Origin of the sequence: Chloroflexus sp. MS-G (genome assembly GCF_000735195.1) — a bacterium.
GTDB lineage: Bacteria > Chloroflexota > Chloroflexia > Chloroflexales > Chloroflexaceae > Chloroflexus.
In genome coordinates this window covers 1-16096 of record NZ_JPIM01000101.1, presented here as the reverse complement: position 1 = coordinate 16096, position 16096 = coordinate 1, and the positions used below count along the sequence as shown (strand labels likewise).

At 54.4% G+C, this 16096-nt stretch carries 13 protein-coding genes, 1 tRNA gene and 1 pseudogene; 4 read left to right on the top strand and 11 right to left on the bottom strand.

Annotation, left to right across the window (positions count from 1 at the left end):
- Positions 1-970: 970 nt before the first annotated feature.
- Positions 971-2569, bottom strand: coding sequence for a complex I subunit 4 family protein (locus tag JE47_RS0115755; RefSeq protein WP_031460675.1), 1599 nt, complete (start codon positions 2567-2569; stop codon positions 971-973).
- An 839-nt stretch (positions 2570-3408) separates the two neighbouring features.
- Here JE47_RS0115755 and JE47_RS0115750 point away from each other — a divergent pair.
- Positions 3409-4200 carry a TatD family hydrolase gene (locus JE47_RS0115750; RefSeq protein WP_031460674.1) on the top strand — a complete coding sequence of 264 codons (792 nt, stop codon included), beginning with the start codon at positions 3409-3411 and terminating at the stop codon, positions 4198-4200.
- A gap of 1 nt (position 4201) precedes the next feature.
- Positions 4202-6574 carry a transglutaminase TgpA family protein gene (locus tag JE47_RS0115745; protein WP_031460673.1) on the top strand — a complete coding sequence of 791 codons (2373 nt, stop codon included), beginning with the start codon at positions 4202-4204 and terminating at the stop codon, positions 6572-6574.
- 10 nt (positions 6575-6584) lie between these two features.
- On the opposite strand, the gene JE47_RS0115740 is transcribed toward JE47_RS0115745, so the two are convergent.
- From JE47_RS0115740 to JE47_RS0115700, 9 genes are all read right to left on the bottom strand, one after another.
- Positions 6585-7079, bottom strand: a complete 495-nt coding sequence (locus JE47_RS0115740; RefSeq protein WP_031460672.1) for a cyclic nucleotide-binding domain-containing protein — start codon at positions 7077-7079, stop codon at positions 6585-6587.
- A 39-nt stretch (positions 7080-7118) separates the two neighbouring features.
- On the bottom strand, positions 7119-8165 hold the full coding sequence (locus JE47_RS0115735; RefSeq protein ID WP_031460671.1) for a lysylphosphatidylglycerol synthase transmembrane domain-containing protein: 1047 nt from the start codon (positions 8163-8165) through the stop codon (positions 7119-7121).
- Between the two features lie 121 nt (positions 8166-8286).
- A complete protein-coding gene (locus JE47_RS0115730) occupies positions 8287-8565 on the bottom strand; it encodes an acylphosphatase (RefSeq protein ID WP_081910054.1) in 279 nt (92 codons plus the stop codon).
- Between the two features lie 141 nt (positions 8566-8706).
- Positions 8707-9108 carry a hypothetical protein gene (locus JE47_RS0115725; RefSeq protein ID WP_031460669.1) on the bottom strand — a complete coding sequence of 134 codons (402 nt, stop codon included), beginning with the start codon at positions 9106-9108 and terminating at the stop codon, positions 8707-8709.
- Between the two features lie 48 nt (positions 9109-9156).
- Positions 9157-9231, bottom strand: a tRNA-His gene (locus tag JE47_RS0115720).
- A 135-nt stretch (positions 9232-9366) separates the two neighbouring features.
- Positions 9367-10194, bottom strand: coding sequence for a methyltransferase domain-containing protein (locus JE47_RS0115715; RefSeq protein WP_031460668.1), 828 nt, complete (start codon positions 10192-10194; stop codon positions 9367-9369).
- Between the two features lie 31 nt (positions 10195-10225).
- Entirely contained in the window at positions 10226-10588 is a 363-nt protein-coding gene (locus tag JE47_RS0115710) for a response regulator (RefSeq protein ID WP_031460667.1), read from the bottom strand.
- Entirely contained in the window at positions 10585-12249 is a 1665-nt protein-coding gene (locus JE47_RS0115705) for a sensor histidine kinase (RefSeq protein WP_031460666.1), read from the bottom strand. Before JE47_RS0115705 ends, JE47_RS0115710 begins: the two co-directional genes overlap by 4 nt.
- Before the next feature lie 2 nt (positions 12250-12251).
- Positions 12252-13337 (bottom strand): PstS family phosphate ABC transporter substrate-binding protein, encoded by a 1086-nt coding sequence (locus JE47_RS0115700; RefSeq protein WP_031460665.1) that lies wholly within the window; start codon positions 13335-13337, stop codon positions 12252-12254.
- Positions 13338-13766: 429 nt separating this feature from the next.
- Here JE47_RS0115700 and JE47_RS0115695 point away from each other — a divergent pair, with 429 nt between their 5' ends.
- Both JE47_RS0115695 and JE47_RS0115690 read left to right on the top strand, forming a co-directional pair.
- Positions 13767-14141 (top strand): ArsR/SmtB family transcription factor, encoded by a 375-nt coding sequence (locus tag JE47_RS0115695; protein ID WP_035419660.1) that lies wholly within the window; start codon positions 13767-13769, stop codon positions 14139-14141.
- A 73-nt stretch (positions 14142-14214) separates the two neighbouring features.
- Positions 14215-15819 carry an FAD-dependent oxidoreductase gene (locus JE47_RS0115690; protein WP_236631255.1) on the top strand — a complete coding sequence of 535 codons (1605 nt, stop codon included), beginning with the start codon at positions 14215-14217 and terminating at the stop codon, positions 15817-15819.
- On the opposite strand, the pseudogene JE47_RS22585 reads toward JE47_RS0115690, so the two are convergent.
- Positions 15721-16083: pseudogene (locus JE47_RS22585) on the bottom strand (transposase); the annotation flags it as partial. The gene JE47_RS0115690 and the pseudogene JE47_RS22585 overlap by 99 nt on opposite strands.
- Between the last annotated feature and the right edge of the window lie 13 nt (positions 16084-16096).

Here is a 16096-nt window from a genome sequence, read left to right as displayed (position 1 = left end):
CTAGGTACGCAAGCCTCCGGCCCGCCTCGGGCCTGCCCCCTGGGTACGCGGGCCTCCGGCCCGCCTCGGGCCTGCCCCCTGGGTACGCGGGCCTCCGGCCCGCCTCGGGCCTGCCCCCCTGGGTACGTGGGCCGCCGGCCTGCCTCATGCCTGCCCCCTGGGTACGCGGGCCTCCGGCCTGCCTCGGGCTTGCCCCCCTGGGTACACGGGCCTCCGGTCCGCCTTGCACCTGCCCCCCTGGGCACACGGGCCTCCGGCCCGCCTCGGGCCTGCTCCCCTGGGTACGCAAGCCTTCGGCCCGCCTCGGGCCTGCCCCTCTGGGTACACGGGCCTCCGGCCCGCCTCGGGCCTGCCCCCCTGGGTACGTGGGCCGCCGGCCTGCCTCATGCCTGCCCCCCTGGGTACGCGGGCCTCCGGCCTGCCTCGGGCTTGCCCCCCTGGGTACACGGGCCTCCGGCCCGCCTCGGGCCTGCCCCCCTGGGTACACGGGCCTCCGGTCCGCCTTGCACCTGCCCCCCTGGGTACGCGGGCCTCCGGGCCGCTTCGGGCCTGCACGCCTGGGTACGCGGGCCTCCGGCCCGCCTCGGGCCTGCCCCCCTGGGTACGCGGGCCTCCGGCCCGCCTCGGGCCTGCCCCCCTGGGTACGCGGGCCTCCGGGCCGCTTCGGGCCTGCACGCCTGGGTACGCGGGCCGCCGGCCTGCCTCATGCCTGCCCCCCCTGGATACGCGGGCCGCCGGCCTGCCTCGGGCCTGCCCCCCCTGGGTACGCAAGCCGCCGGGCCGCTTCAGGTAGTATGGGAGACAACAGAACGCGCACCACAGACGGGTTAGGAACCTACCCATCCCTTGCCCGCCTCACTCTGCCTACTGCCGCTGCCGTGCAGGAATAGCCTTGAACAGCGCTGGAAACACAACGAGGGCAACCCGCTCTTTCAGCAAGTTGCCCTCGTAAGCGGCGTTCTCGCTCGCTCTACCAGCCATTGAATCGAGCTGCTGCCTGGACGGCTGGTGTTATCGCTTCAACTAGCCCTTGCACTGAACCGGAAGTTCCACTCAGCAAGACATTCGGGAACAATCCCAGGGCAATGATAACCAGCGTCAACCCACCCAGTGTTATCAGTTCGCGACGTTGCAAATCTGGCAAATCAAAGTTCACCGTATTACGCACTTCACCCATGAAGGCTACGCGGAATACGCGCAGAGCATACACTGCTGCCAGGATTATGCCAATCACCGCACCCACCGCAAAAGGCCAACCGAGCAGTGGTGAGGTAAAGATACCCTGCAACATCGTAAACTCACCGACAAAGCCGCTTAAACCAGGCAGACCGGCCATTGCCAGAAGTGCAAGCAAGGTAAAACCGGCGTAGATGGGTGTCACCTGCCATAGACCGCCAAATGAACCAAGTTCACGACTCTCGCGGCGCTCCTCGATAACAGCGACGATGATCAGCAGTGCTGCGGTGACGATACCGTGCGATACCATCTGGAGCAGAGCACCATTCATCGCAATGGTATTCAAAGCCAGTATGCCCAACACGATAAAGTTCATATGACTAATCGAGGCATACGCAATCATGCGTTGCAAGTCGCGCTGGGTAAAGGCGATGAGCGCTCCGTACACAATGCCGATAACGGCCAGAACCGCAATCCCTGGCGCTGCCCAAGAGGCAACCTCTGGGAAAAGCGTTATATTAAAGCGGATAAAGCCATACACACCGAATTTCGCCATCAACCCGGCCAGCATAATTGCTACCGGTGTTGGCGCAACGCTATACGCATCAGGCAGCCAGGTGTGGAATGGCCAGAGTGCCAACTTAATGGCAAAGGCGAGGAAAAACGCACCGAACAGGAGCCGTGCGACCAGCGGATCGAGCGTAAAGAGGCCCGAACGCATATCGGCCACAATTTGGTTGAGGGCAAATGTACCGGTGTAGGTCGGATCGATGACGGCTACTGCATTACGATGCAAGAGGTGCAGACCGATAATAGCCAGCAGCATTAACAACGATCCGCCGAACGTATACAGGAACAGCTTCAATGCGGCCGCAGCTCGACCATGGCTACCCCACACTCCGACGAGGAAAACAATCGGGATTAATGCCAGTTCATAAAAGACGTAGAAGAGCAGCATATCCTGGGCGAGGAATACCCCCAGGAAAGTAGTTTCTGCCAACAGGAGCAACACGAGCAGCAAGCGCAGGCTACGTGTCTGACGTTGCCAGGTTGCGGCTACAGCAAATGGGGCCAGGAACGCAGTCAGACCGACCAGCCACAGATTAATACCATCAACACCTATCAAGTAATTGGCACCAAATGCAGGCAACCAGGCCACCGAGTCGACAAATTGCAACGGAGGGCCAACAACGACACCGGATGCAGGTCCATAAGGACCGGTATAAAACAGGACAATAACGGTTCCGGCAACGACAAGGGTTGCTAACGCTGCACTCATTGCTGTCCAGCGATGCAGCGTAGAACGTCCTCGCGGTTGCAACAAAATTACTAGGGCACCAAGCGCCGGTAGCCAGAGCAACAGTGACAGGATGGGTAGGCCAAGCAGGTTCATAAGCGCCAGACCTTCTTTCATTTGAATTAAACAATAACCACACGACAACACGACACCCATTTGGTGCCGCTGAACTAAAGCTTTCTTAGCTTAACCGTCGGTGACGACTTCGTCAGGAGTGAAGATTATGGTGTTAATAGAATGATACCATGGTTTCCGGTAGATGTATGATTTATCGAAGCGATATGTTGTTCTACCTGTTTTAGCCGAGGTTACACCCGTATTGTCACCCTGTTTGTGATAAACCTCACGTTTGCACCACGCTTATTGTTATAGCCCGATTCTGTTTTTTTGTCAACCGCTGAAGGTTCGGCTTTTTGCAGGTATCATTCAATGTAGAAGGGTCAGTAAAAATGTAGAAGGTTCAGAATGGTTCAAAAAATTGTGATACATATCACAAGAGTGAGTGGAGCAACAATGTTGGGCATCCATGTCGTACAACCCGCGACAAGAACTCTCGGACGGTCCTGAATGACCAGAGACTCTTCCCTTTTCCCCCGTGACGTCGAGAGGAACTGGGGAGACGCGCCAACCGACCGGTTTACGTGGAACGTAGCACTCTTAGCAGGAAACCCCCTCACCTTCTCCTAACGCCCTTACTCTCCCACTAGAGAGCGAGAAAGAATCCGTTCCTTCTGCGTTTCTCTTTCTCGAACCAGGAGACCTGCACGAGCAGGTGAATTCATGAGTCAGGAATCGTTGGAAGCGGGTGCGTGATGTTCGTTCGTACCATTCTAACATCAAAGATGACCCGAAACCTATACACTAAAAATCCTCCCTACCGTTATAATAGTTCTGACGACAAATGGGCATGTATGCTACAATGGTGTGGAATGCCTATGAAATCAACACAACCTTTAATTGACACACATCTCCATCTTGCTTCAGAGCAGTTTAATGAAGACCGCAGAGCGGTGATTGAACGGGCTATAGAAGCCGGTATCGCCGCTATGGTTGAGATCGGCTACGATTTAGCCTCGAGTCATGCAGCCGTAGCGCTGGCGAATGCGCATCCGGCCATTTTTGCAGTCGTTGGGATTCAGCCTAATCATCTGCATGATTTACCGTCAGACTGGATCGACCAGATTCGCAGGCTCGCTACCCATCCAAAAGTCGTGGCAATTGGCGAGATTGGTCTTGATTACTACTGGATGAAATCGCCACCCAGTGAACAAGAGAAGGCGTTTCGGGCGCAACTAGCCCTGGCCGCTGAGCTAGGGTTGCCGGTTGTGATTCACTCACGTGAGGCAATGCCCGAAACTATTGCGGTCTTACGCGATGCTGCACGTGGTCCGGGCGTGATGCACTCATTCTCAGGAGACTGGACCGCGGCTCAGGAGTGCCTGGAACTGGGTTTCTACCTTTCATTCTCAGGACCTCTCACGTTTCCAAAATCAGCAGCGCTTCATGAGGTCGTGCAACAAGCACCGCTAGAGCGTCTGTTGATTGAGACTGACAGTCCATACCTTAGCCCGCATCCGCATCGAGGGCAGCGGAATGAACCGAGTCGGCTGGTATATATTGCGCAGAAACTGGCCGATCTGCGCGGTCTGTCGTTAGCAGAATTGGCACCACAGCTCTGGCAGAATACGCTACGTGCGTTTCCGCGAATGGCTGAGACATTAGGGTAGGATGAACCAACCAGCTCCGCCAACTTTAATTAGTCTCACTCGTGTCTGGTGGATGTTGCCGGGCGTCGGCTTGATTGTACTCCTGACTGGTGCTGTCATCCGTAGTCTGGCTATATCTGGCTGGGCTGGTGGGTTATCGATTTTACCGTCGATAGGTGCATTTGCCCTAGTGGTTGGGTTGGTGCTGGTAAGCTGGCAACGCTTACCGAGCTGGAGTGCTCATATCGTAGCGCTGGTTTTCGCCTGGGTCTGGATCGTCCAGCAGGTCGGCCCACTGCTCGATGAACGACTCGTCAGTTGGCGTGACCGCGCCGTTGAACTGATTATTCGGATCAGCGGCTGGGTTCGCGTGCTCGCCAGTGGTGGTCGTGGTGAAGACATCGTTTTGTTTGTGGTTGCATTAGCCTTTCTCTGCTGGTGGCTGGTCTACGCAACCGTTTGGGCCGTGTTTCGCCAGCAGCGACCGTGGCTACTGATTGTTGCCAACGCCGCAGTATTTCTCGTTAATTACACATATGTGTTGCCCAAACCCGATACAGAGGCTCTCGTTTTGATCGCCAGCGCGTTACTATTGCTGGTGTATCACCATGTGATGCAGCGCCGGTTGGTTTGGGAAACCCGGCAGATGAGTTATCCTGACCTGTTACCTTTGCGTGCGATGTGGGCAGCGACGGTCGTTGGTGTGGTCTTGATTGCGTGTACTGCACTCTTACCTGCCGATATTCCCACTGATCGGGCAGCACAGACATGGGAGATGCTGCGGTCGCCGTTTCGCATTGCACGGGCCGCATGGGAAGATGCCTTCAGCACGATCAACGCTCCGCCCGGAGCCGGAAGCATTTCGTTTACGGCCAGAGTCGCACCTCTTGGTGGTTCACGGGCACCGGGTTTCGATCTCGTTATGACGGTGCGCTCGTCACGTCCTGAATATTGGCGAGCAGTTGCATTTGATCGGTACGATGGATCGGGTTGGTCGAACACGACCGGTGAGCTAGCTCGTTCAGCATTGGGTGTTGCTACTGCCGAACAGGCACGTACACCGCTTGCTGCCGGTGAGACCCTACCACTCACTGAGCGGCGGGCACGGCAGCTCATTACCCAGACGATCACGCTGGCACAAGAACGGAATGATGACCTGATAGTATTTGGAGGGGCGCCATTACAGTTGAGTCTGCCGACGCGAGTTGAACACCTTGTTGTTCGTGATGAAAACGGTAGAGTAGCGCCGGTTTATGACGATGTGTCACTCATTACTGCGTTGACACCATTGTGGGCCGAGACAACCTATACCGTGACCGTCCTGGCTTCAGTGGCCGATGTCCAGAGTCTGCGTCAGGCCGGTAGAGATTACCCAACCTGGGTTCGCGAACGCTATCTGCAATTACCCGATACGCTGCCGGCACGGGTACGGGCAGAGGCTGCGCGAGTCATTGCGGCTGCCGATGCTGAAACACCATACGATCAGGCTGTCGCTATTCAAGATTATTTGCGTCGGTTTACCTACAGCGAGGACATTCCACCCCCGCCAGCGAATGTTGATCTGGTAGACTGGTTCCTCTTCGAGCAACGGTCCGGTTACTGCGACTATTTTGCCTCTGCAATGGTTGTTATGTTGCGTTCAATCGGTGTGCCGGCACGTTGGGTACGCGGTTACGCTAGCGGTGATTTTGATCCTGATCAGGGGGTGTATATTGTGCGCGAAAATGTCGCTCACAGCTGGCCAGAAGTGTACTTTCCTGGTATCGGCTGGGAGCGATTCGAGCCAACGGCAGCCAGTTATACGTCACTTCCGCAGCGTCCACTACAGCCAATCTTTGGCGCCGAAGACGAAGGGGTTACGAGTAGTGTCGGGGGGGCTGGCCTCGATCCGGGTCGGTTTGAGGAGCTTGATGATAACTCGATTGCCAGTAGTGCAATCGGTGGAGCTGCTACTTCATCATCGCTGAACAACCCACTAGCCCGTTCTGGTGGAACACCGGTCGGCTGGCTCCTGGTGATGCTAGCGATCCCGCTGAGTATTGGTTTGATATTGTTTGGGTGGCAGTGGTGGCTCAGGCATGAATTGCGGGGTCTTCGTCTGGCAGCCGCAGCATACGCCGAAATGGCGTGGCTGGCCCGACTGGCCGGACTAGAGCAGCAACTGTCGGAAACGCCACAAGAATATGCCCAACGTCTAGCGGGTATCTTGCCTGAACATGCCGCAACGATACGTGGTATCGCAACTGCTTACACCACCGAGCGCTATCGTCGCGGCGCAGCAGTTCGGGTACCAGCGGAAGCTGATCGTCGAATGCTCCAGCAGGCATTATGGCGTTATGCTGCGCAACACGGCTTGCGGCGCATCTGGTTATCACTCCGCAAGCCAATGGCATAACGCTGGCGAGTCAGTGTTTTCCTAATTCACCCTGTTGCCAGCGGATATTCCCGCGTAGTAGCAAGTTCGATGAGCGAAGTTTGTAAGCGAGATCGGCCGCCATATTGCGCATGACCAGATAGCCAATGCGAGGGTTTCGTTCACACAACGTAGCGAAATCACGCTCGTTGATCACCAGTAAAACACATGGATCAACGCAAACAACCGTTGCTGAGCGGGTAGCACCACCGAGCAGCACCATCTCACCAAAACTCTGCCCTTTGTAAAGGAGATTAATCGTTGAAGGCGCGAACCTCCCCTCCGATGTACGGGTATTGATCATAATCCGTACACAGCCCTCGTGAATGATAAACAGCTCGTCGCCGTCATCTCCTTCGCGGAAGACCGCTTGCTCAGCACCGATGCGGCGTACCTTACAGATTGTAGCAATCTGCAACAATTCCTCGTCGCTCAGACCGCTGAACAGTTCAACCCGTCGTAGATTTTCGACAACGCCCTTATTCATCTTTCCCCCACCAAATTGTGCCTCACTGGGAGCAGCGTTCTAATCATGCGACGGTGCGTTCAGTGAGCCGGTGCGTACTTTGCTACTCACTAGGGGAGTTACCGGTTCGTGCATTAACCAGTGATAGCAGACAGCCGCAAGTGGTGCAGCCAGCCAGTAATTAAAAAGTCGAAAAATAATAGCAGCCGGCACTGCGGCTGGACCTACTCCCATCTGGCTCAACACGGCTACCAAGGCAGCTTCAACCGTGCCACCACCGCCTGGGAGTACATTGAACGTTGATGTAACCAATGCCACACCAAAGGCAGACAAGACGACCGCGAAGCTGACATCGGTACCTAGGGCGTGCAAGACCAGCAGCATCGCTAGACTGTGACCACTAAGCGCAGTCAACTGGATCAGCACCAGCAAGAATACATCACGGCGACGATGGATCAAGAGGCTTCGACCACGCGACAGGTCACCGACAATCCGATCAATCCAGGTGCTGCTCCACCGACGGCCAAACAGACGTCCTATTCCCTGCTGTAGGCCGTAAAGCCATTGGTGCAATGTTTGCTCACTGCGGGTCAAAACAAAGATTGCGATACCAATGACGGAAAGACCAACGAATCCAGCAATATAACTGGCACCAGTTGCTTCAAGCCCACGCCATGCAAAGTAGCCCAGGCTAAACGAAAAGATTAGCAGCATTGCCATCACATAACTGAGGGTTTCGAGTGAAGCCAATAGAGCCGACTCACCGGCCCGAATACCACGCCGGTTAAAATTACTTATGAGAAACGCATAGCTTCCAACCCCACCGGCAGGCACCGACTGACTGATAATAATGGCCGTCAGGGCTGTTGCCCACAGACGGAGGAGATTCATGCGGTAACCGAGCGAACGGAGGACAACATTAAAGACCTGCGCACTCATCAGATAGCTAAGCGCAATCAGCACCAAAGCCGCAAATAGCCAACCGTGCTTTGCTTCATTGAGAAGACTGAACGCTTCAACGATCCAGTGGCGGTTGAGAATAGCCAGTATGATAATGCCAATACTGATGAGGGCGCTGGTAATCAGTTTCCATGGTTTAACGCCCATAGGTGTCCTTTCGTGCCGTAAAACTGTTGCTGTTGAGTTTGCAGAAGTAGGGTCGAGCGTGTGTTGGCGCCGACGCATGCGTTTAGCAGGCGGTCTATGCGTCGTCCTACGACGTCGGGCTTTACCAAACGATGGAGAATACGCCCTCTTTGCCGGTTGGTTCTTCCCAGTGAACCTCAACTCGCTCGACTTGCGCTTGACTGGGGCCGCTGTAGCACCAGCTAATAAGCTTTTGAACGGCTGGTCGTGGTCCTTCAAAGACTGCCTCCACGCGACCATCGCTCAGGTTGCGTACCCATCCTTTGACCTGCGCCTCACGCGCTCGATCGCGCGTATACGCTCGAAAGCTAACGCCCTGTACGCGACCGGAGATAAAGACATGAGCACGAACGAGATCCACGTTCCACCTATCTGTCGCCATAGCTCTACGTACAATTTACCTGACTATTGCTGAGTATAGCGCACGAACAGCAGCTCTGCAACTCGTATACAGTAAAAACTTTGTCAGAGATGTGTATCATAGTACAGTGCGATACTCCTATTATACAGGGGGGCGCAACAAGTGCATGACAGCTTCTTGTACCGACATGGCTATCCGTACTCCGCGTGCGGCTGCTGCCTGGTTGATGGCACTGACAATTCCATGGTCGCAGGTGTCGGCAGCGTCTCCGATCCGAGCACTCGTGTGGGCAACGGCAATAGCGGGCATATGCACTGTATCGAGCAAGTATAACCCGGTAATACCGGCATCATCTTTCCCTTTACCGGCATCGTTGAAGACCACGCCAGCCAGTGTGACGGTAAGGGCATAACGCGCCGAGCTGAGGCCACCGTGTGAACCACTCACTACACAAGCCCCTGTCTCCTCTGGAGTAAGGTATGAGATAGAGTCCATCAAGACGACTCTACCATAGACAAGCGAAATGACGGTTTTACGTTCCATACCCTAAACACGATAAAAGCCGGGTCTATCCCCGGCTTTCCAATCGTGTGGGGTGCCTGATGGGGCTCGAACCCACAACTTCCTGATCCACAGTCAGGCGCTCTGCCATTGAGCTACAGGCACCATGCGGCACTGAAGAATATATCACAACCACGCCATCTCGTCAAATGCGGAAAGAGGCAGTTCCTAACCGAATCTATACCCTCTCACTTCTCCATTTCACTACCAGACAAAAACAACGTTGCAAGACCCTCGCTTCTATTGCAGCACACTGAACACTACAACGCCATACTGCCACTGAGCGCGGAGCTGAAGACCGGCAGCAGCAAAGTACTGATTGAGTTCGGCTAGACTTGGAAATTGGAGACCGCCCGTTGCCAGGAGCTGTTGCAGTATCTGTCCGGGTCGCGTGGTTGCCCGCACCAGACTCATCATGACGCCTCGACCACCAGAACGGAGCAGGCGTCGCCATTCGGTCAGTGCAGCCGGTATATCGCCGATTTCGTTGAGCGTACCTCCCATGACCAGCACATCGACAGTAGCATCAGCAAAGGGTAAGGATTGAGCGCTGGCCCGCACAAAGCTTATCGATAACCCATCACGACGGGCCCGCCGTTGTGCTTCGTCGAGCATGGCCATGCTCAGATCAACCCCGACAACGAAGCCACTCGCATTGCTTTGACGACGTACCTGTTCTAAAGCACGTGCGTACAGGCCATTGCTGCAGCCAACATCAATCATCAGCCCACCCCGTTCGGCACCGGCCAGACCGGTGATGAGGTGGAGTTCACGGTTAAGCGGGAAGTACTCCCCGGTGAGCAAACTCAGTGACAGCGGTCGCCAGGTTCGTTCGTAAGCCCAGGCTGCTGGCGGTAAGTCATTCACTATCTGGGCTATACTTGCTGGTTGGCGTTTCCCAATCACATCGAGAATGCCGTTTATTATTGGATACACCACGTCACAGAACGAACAACGCAGATGACCGGTAATGATCGTACTATCGGTCATTTGATCAATTTGCGCTACCTCTAACGTCGCCGTAGGGTGGTAGGGACAGGTTATGAATGGGAGCAGTCTAGCCTCCATACCACCATGATACCACAACGACGTTACGGTATCACTGTACATACCGACGAGCGACCGCAATCAAATGTTCATACTCGATTGGTTTAGACAGGAACTCGGCACAACCCGACTGACGCGCACGTTCAATATCGTTTCGTGTCACGTGACCACTCACTGCAACTACCGGAATCCGGGCAAGTTCGGGATCACGTTTGATATATTCAGTCGCTGTCCAGCCATCGAGGCCAGGCATCGACAGGTCCATCAGGATCAGCGCTGGCCGATGCTGTTTGGCGAGTTTGATTGCGGTGTATGCATCGGCAGCGAGTTCGACCTTGAAACCGCTGAAGCTTAACATCTGACCGATAATATTGCGATTGTCCAGATTATCATCAACGACGAGAATGAAGCTCATGCCGGTTCTCCAACAAGAGGTAGTTTCGATGCCAACGATGAGGAGTTAACCGCAGAAACAGGCCTGGTTGGGATCCAGACGGTAAATGTTGATCCAACACCCACATCACTTTCCACTGCGATAGTGCCACCAAGAGCCTGCACAATCTGCTTGCTCAATGCCAGACCAAGACCAGTACCCTCATAGCGCCGGGTAACCGATGAGTCGATCTGGCTGAACGGTTGAAAAAGTTTGTCTTGTTTATCGCGTGGAATACCGATCCCGGTATCGATCACCGCGAACTGAATACCGGCCACATCGCCGTGCTGTACAGATGTTACTTCGAGTCGGATCGTTCCGTTTTCGGTAAACTTGGCAGCATTGCCGAGCAAATTGATTAAAACCTGACGTAAACGACGACCATCTGTCTCGATAGTGTCAATTTCGGCAGGACAATATGCCTGAACCTGGTTATGATGACGCTGCGCCAGCGGCAGTGTCATCGCAACCAGCTCATCAACCAGTGTTGGGATATGTACCTGACTGTACTCCAATTCAAGTGCACCCTGTTCAATTTTTGCAAAGTCGAGAACATCACTAATTAGCGTCAGTAAATGTCGCCCGGAAGCCAGAATTCGTTCCAGGTATTGCGCATTAGGTTCGGCTACCGATTTGCTGAGGTGTAATAGCTGAGCATAGCCGAGGATCGCATTGAGCGGAGTCCGTAGTTCGTGGCTCATCGTAGCCAGAAAAGCACTCTTGGCCTGACTGGCTGCTTCTGCTGCGGCGCGAGCACGTTCTGCTTCGGCTTCAGCCTGCTTGCCGCGGACAATCTCTTCCATCAATTGAGCCTGTCGGGCAAGACTTTCTTGCAAAGCGCGGTTGCGATCTTCTAGTTCACTACGCTGGTGACGAAGGCTAGCGAGCATCTGATCAAATGCCCGCGCCAGATCGCCGATCTCGTCACGGATCTGCTCATTAATAGAACCTACGAAGTTACCGGCCGAAACCCGGTTTGTTGCTTCCACCAGGCGTCGTAGACGACGGGCAATACGCGCCGAGAGAACCAACCCAATTGCAGCCGAAATAATAATCGCAACGACGGTATCGAACATAATAAATGTACGCGCTGTATCATAACTTGCAGCAACTACGTCGAGGGATGCGCGCGCCTGCCGCTGATTCTCTTGTACTAACCCGGCCATCGCCTGATCGAGCGCATCATACGCCGGATTCATCCGTGAATAAAATGGTTGAACGCTACCATCACTCACCAGACGAACGGCTGGAATGAAGCGCTCGTGATTCGCCTTGACCACCTCGCTCCAGGCCGCTTCAACCGCATCTAATTGCTCTTGTTCACGTGGAGAGCCGATCAATGAGCGATACGTCAGGAAATAACCGCTCATCTCAGATTCTATCGCTCGCATCTGGTCGAGAATACGGTTACGATCACCACTGTTAGTGTAGATGAGAAATTCCAGTTGGCGAGCGCGATAACGGTTAATGGCGGTTGTCATATCGCCCACCGTATCGAGCGACGGGATTGTATGGCGTTCAATAAAGACAGCCCGTTCGTTCATCGTAGCCATCTGATGAACGGCAAAATAGCCGAGGACCATCATCAAGATCAAGTCGATGGCTAGAGCGCCTAGCAATTTAGCTCGGATCGGAAAACGCATCGCTAACGATCCTCTAACTGCAACAATTGCTCTATCGACAGGCCAACCTGCGATCCGCCGGTAAATACCGAACCGGTTATCCGCCGTTCAAACCGACGTAAGGCCAGTTGGTATACGGCCTCAGGTAAAGGCGTGTACAACGCCTGTTGCGCAAACACGGCGCCGTTTTGTAGATACATTTGGACGAAGGCCTGCACGTGCGGCCGACTCGCCCTATCGGCGCGCACATAAATAAACAGCGGCCGAGACAGTGGCTGATAACGACCATCTGTTATCGTTTCTAGTGTTGGTGCAACGCAGCCATTCCCATTGTCGATTGCCACAGCCCGTAGCTGCTGGGAATACTCAACATAGTAGGCATAGCCGAAGAATCCTAATCCTAACCGGTCGGCTGCAACGTCTTGAGCGAGCAGATAATCGTCCTCACTGGCCGTGTAATCGCTACGGCTCACACCTTCCACACCAACAATGGCTGAGGTAAAGTAATCATACGTTCCGGAGTCAACACCAGCACCGTACAGGTGCAACGGTTCATCGGGCCATTCCGGTCGTATCTGATTCCAGCGCGTGATGTTACCCTGCGCTTCCGGCGCCCATATACGCTGAAGCTCGGCTACGGTCAGACATTGTACCCAATCATTCTGTGGATTTACTACGACCGACAACCCATCGAACGCTACCGGCAATTCGATAAAGGCGATACCCTGGGCGGCACATGCGTCCATCTCGCGCTGCTTGATCGGACGGGAAGCATTGGAAATATCGGTCTCGCCAGCACAAAAACGAGTAAAGCCGCCACCGGTGCCACTGACCCCTAAGCGTACGGCTACATCAGGGGCAAGCTGGCTAAAGGCTACAGCGACCTGCTCAGTAATTGGAAAGACAGTACTGGAGCCATCGATTTTAATTTCACCACGAAGCTGACCGAAATCAATCGCCGGGAGTGAAATTGCTGTTGACCGAGTCAACTGTGGTGTAGGCGTTGGTGTTGGCAAAGAGATGTTCGTCGGTTGTGCGGCGGGCATTGAACCACACGCAGCGAGTGATAAGACAATAAAACTGTAGATAAGCAAGCGCAGATACCGCATGTGTTGTCACAGATGTCTTGCAATTAATCGGCAAAGCGCAATTGCATAACCCTGACTATTGTAACACTTTGACTGATCGTCGTTGGTTAAGAAAATATTAAGCGTCCTTGAAGGCTTGAGGAACAGGCTTCACAAACGGTTATTGAGCGCGTAATCAACCTCCCAATGACGCATCGCAGTTAACCAGGCGCATGGCAACTATTGTTTGGCACATCAACACACTATCGCTCCCAGTAAGGGTGACCAGGGGAGAACCAACCCCTACAGTTACACTGGAACGTTGGTATCATTGTTCTTTTCTCGCTTCTTCCCCTCTTTCAGGGCAAGTTGAGAAATCTGAAACTCCCTATTCGTGGCACTTCATATATTGACAATCTTCAATATATCTGCTACATTGATCGGCAGAATCGCTGATCACCGAGAGGACAAATGGTTGCACAAAACACCGATCAGGATAGTGTGAAGCTCAGGGTAGGATGCTGCACGCCATTCATCGATGAACCACTGACCGAGAGTGAGGTAACCCACCTTGCCGAGACCTTATCCTTACTTGCTCATCCGATACGTCTGCGCATCCTTGCTATTCTGGCACGTCATGCCGGTCACGTCTGCGTTTGTGATCTCGAAGCAGCGCTCCCCGTAAAACAGCCGACCGTTTCTCATCACCTGCGTTTATTACGCGACGGTGGATTGATCGAGGGTGAACGGCGTGGACAGTGGATCTATTACGCAATTCACCGCGAGGCGCTAGCTCGTGTTCGGGCGATGATTCATACTTTCTTCGATCAGCTTGGCGAGGCGTGAGTCGAGTTGAGGAGGTTGTTTTTTTATCGTTAGTATATCGATACTTTTCAATATGTTTCTGAAAGGAGCAGGTATGACTTTCCCTATCGCAATCATCGGCGCCGGACCGGTCGGGTTAGCCGCTGCGGCCCATCTTGCCGAACGAAGCGAGCCATTTGTGGTGCTGGAAGCTGGTGCTGAGGCTGGTGCAGCCGTCTTACGCTGGGGCCATGTGCAGATGTTTACCCCGTGGCGCTATTGTGTTGATACAGCAGCTCATCGTTTATTGTCGGCTGCTGGCTGGCAGATGCCGCCATCCGATACATTTCCGACCGGCGCCGAACTCGTTACCCATTATCTTGCACCTTTGGCTGCCCTACCTGAGCTGGCCTCTTCCATACGTTATCGCCAGCGAGTTGTGGCGGTTGCACGCCGTGGTCATGACCGGCAACGTGGCCGTGATCGGCAGGCGGTACCGTTTCAATTGACCCTAGTTGATGATGCAGGTCAGGAGTCGCTCTTATTGGCACGTGCAGTTATCGACGCTTCTGGCACGTACCTTTCACCCAATCCGCTGGGAGCAGCCGGAGTTCCGGCCATTGGCGAACGCAGAGTAGCCGATCATATCTTCTACGGTATTCCTGACATTTTAGGCCGCCTCCGCTCACGCTACGCCAACCGTCGGGTGTTGGTTGCCGGCAGTGGTCATTCGGCGTTCAATACCCTACTCGATCTGGTAACTCTGAGTGTCACTGCACCGGCAACACAGATCATCTGGGTAGTACGACGTAATGCAACAAACCTCGAGCGTATTTTTGGCGGTGGTGAAGCTGATGCCCTGGTTGCACGTGGTCGATTAGGGATGCAGATACGGTCACTCATTGCGGAGGGACGGGTGACAATGGTTACCGGCTGGCAGACCGAGCAGGTACTACAGACCGATGATGGACTGGTGGTGAGTGATGGCGAGCGAACCCTCCCACCGGTTGACGAGATTATTGTCTGTACCGGTTTTCGGCCTGATCTGACAATCATGCGCGAATTGCGCCTGGCGCTGGATCCCGTTGTTGAGGCACCGGTGGCTCTGGCCCCGCTGATCGACCCCAATCTGCATAGTTGCGGTACAGTTCCACCACATGGTTTTACCGAATTGCACCATCCTGAACCAGATGTCTTCATTGTGGGAATGAAAAGTTACGGTCGAGCACCTACGTTTTTGCTCTTGACCGGCTATGAACAGGTGCGTTCGGTAACGGCGGCATTGTGTGGCGATTGGGAAGCTGCTCGTCGGGTGGAGCTGAAACTACCGGAGACAGGGGTCTGTAGCGGACCAGGTGGTTATGATAATCAGTGTTGTACGTCTGCAATAACCACGTTTTCCGCGACAATTGAGTTACAATCGGTGCCACACTCATTAGTCCGTAAACTAAGTTTCCTTGTATTTTTCATTCTCGGGATGGACTTTGGTGTAGTGGCTATTGAGCTTGGTTCGAGCGGCCTGGATGGAGAACTGCCAGTTGATCTTGATCGCCTTGGCGCTGCGCTCGTTGAACAAGGCCAACACCTCCCGGCCCAAGGTCTGGATCGATGGAATGCGCCTGTTGAGGCAGAGGCGCGAGATCACTGCGAACTCGCACTCGATCATATTGAGCCAGGAGGCCGACTTGGGTGTGTAGATGAACTCGAAACGCTCTGCTAAGGCAAACGCATCTTCAGCCGGTAAATGCTCATAGAAGGCACTGGCGTTGTGGGTGTTGAGATTGTCCTGTACCAGTCGGATCTTGATCGCGTTTGGATACTGGGCGGCAAGTGCTTGGCAAAACAGCGTGTACTCTCGTTTGGTGCGCTGTGGGTGTACCTGCGCCAGGCGCTTGCCAGTCAGCGGTTCGATTGCCGCCAGCAGCGCACACGAGCCAAGCTTTTCATACTCGTAGTGCTGTTTTCGTGGCTTGCCTGGCTGCATCGCTGCCGGAACG

What these genes read in the sequence shown, in the direction of transcription:
- JE47_RS0115755 (WP_031460675.1), bottom strand. Translation starts at nt 2,569, where the DNA reads ATGAACCTGCTTGGCCTACCCATCCTGTCACTGTTGCTCTGGCTACCG.
- JE47_RS0115750 (WP_031460674.1), top strand. Translation starts at nt 3,409, where the DNA reads ATGAAATCAACACAACCTTTAATTGACACACATCTCCATCTTGCTTCA.
- JE47_RS0115745 (WP_031460673.1), top strand. Translation starts at nt 4,202, where the DNA reads ATGAACCAACCAGCTCCGCCAACTTTAATTAGTCTCACTCGTGTCTGG.
- JE47_RS0115740 (WP_031460672.1), bottom strand. Translation starts at nt 7,079, where the DNA reads ATGAATAAGGGCGTTGTCGAAAATCTACGACGGGTTGAACTGTTCAGC.
- JE47_RS0115735 (WP_031460671.1), bottom strand. Translation starts at nt 8,165, where the DNA reads ATGGGCGTTAAACCATGGAAACTGATTACCAGCGCCCTCATCAGTATT.
- JE47_RS0115725 (WP_031460669.1), bottom strand. Translation starts at nt 9,108, where the DNA reads ATGGAACGTAAAACCGTCATTTCGCTTGTCTATGGTAGAGTCGTCTTG.
- JE47_RS0115715 (WP_031460668.1), bottom strand. Translation starts at nt 10,194, where the DNA reads ATGGAGGCTAGACTGCTCCCATTCATAACCTGTCCCTACCACCCTACG.
- JE47_RS0115710 (WP_031460667.1), bottom strand. Translation starts at nt 10,588, where the DNA reads ATGAGCTTCATTCTCGTCGTTGATGATAATCTGGACAATCGCAATATT.
- JE47_RS0115705 (WP_031460666.1), bottom strand. Translation starts at nt 12,249, where the DNA reads ATGCGTTTTCCGATCCGAGCTAAATTGCTAGGCGCTCTAGCCATCGAC.
- JE47_RS0115700 (WP_031460665.1), bottom strand. Translation starts at nt 13,337, where the DNA reads ATGCGGTATCTGCGCTTGCTTATCTACAGTTTTATTGTCTTATCACTC.
- JE47_RS0115695 (WP_035419660.1), top strand. Translation starts at nt 13,767, where the DNA reads ATGGTTGCACAAAACACCGATCAGGATAGTGTGAAGCTCAGGGTAGGA.
- JE47_RS0115690 (WP_236631255.1), top strand. Translation starts at nt 14,215, where the DNA reads ATGACTTTCCCTATCGCAATCATCGGCGCCGGACCGGTCGGGTTAGCC.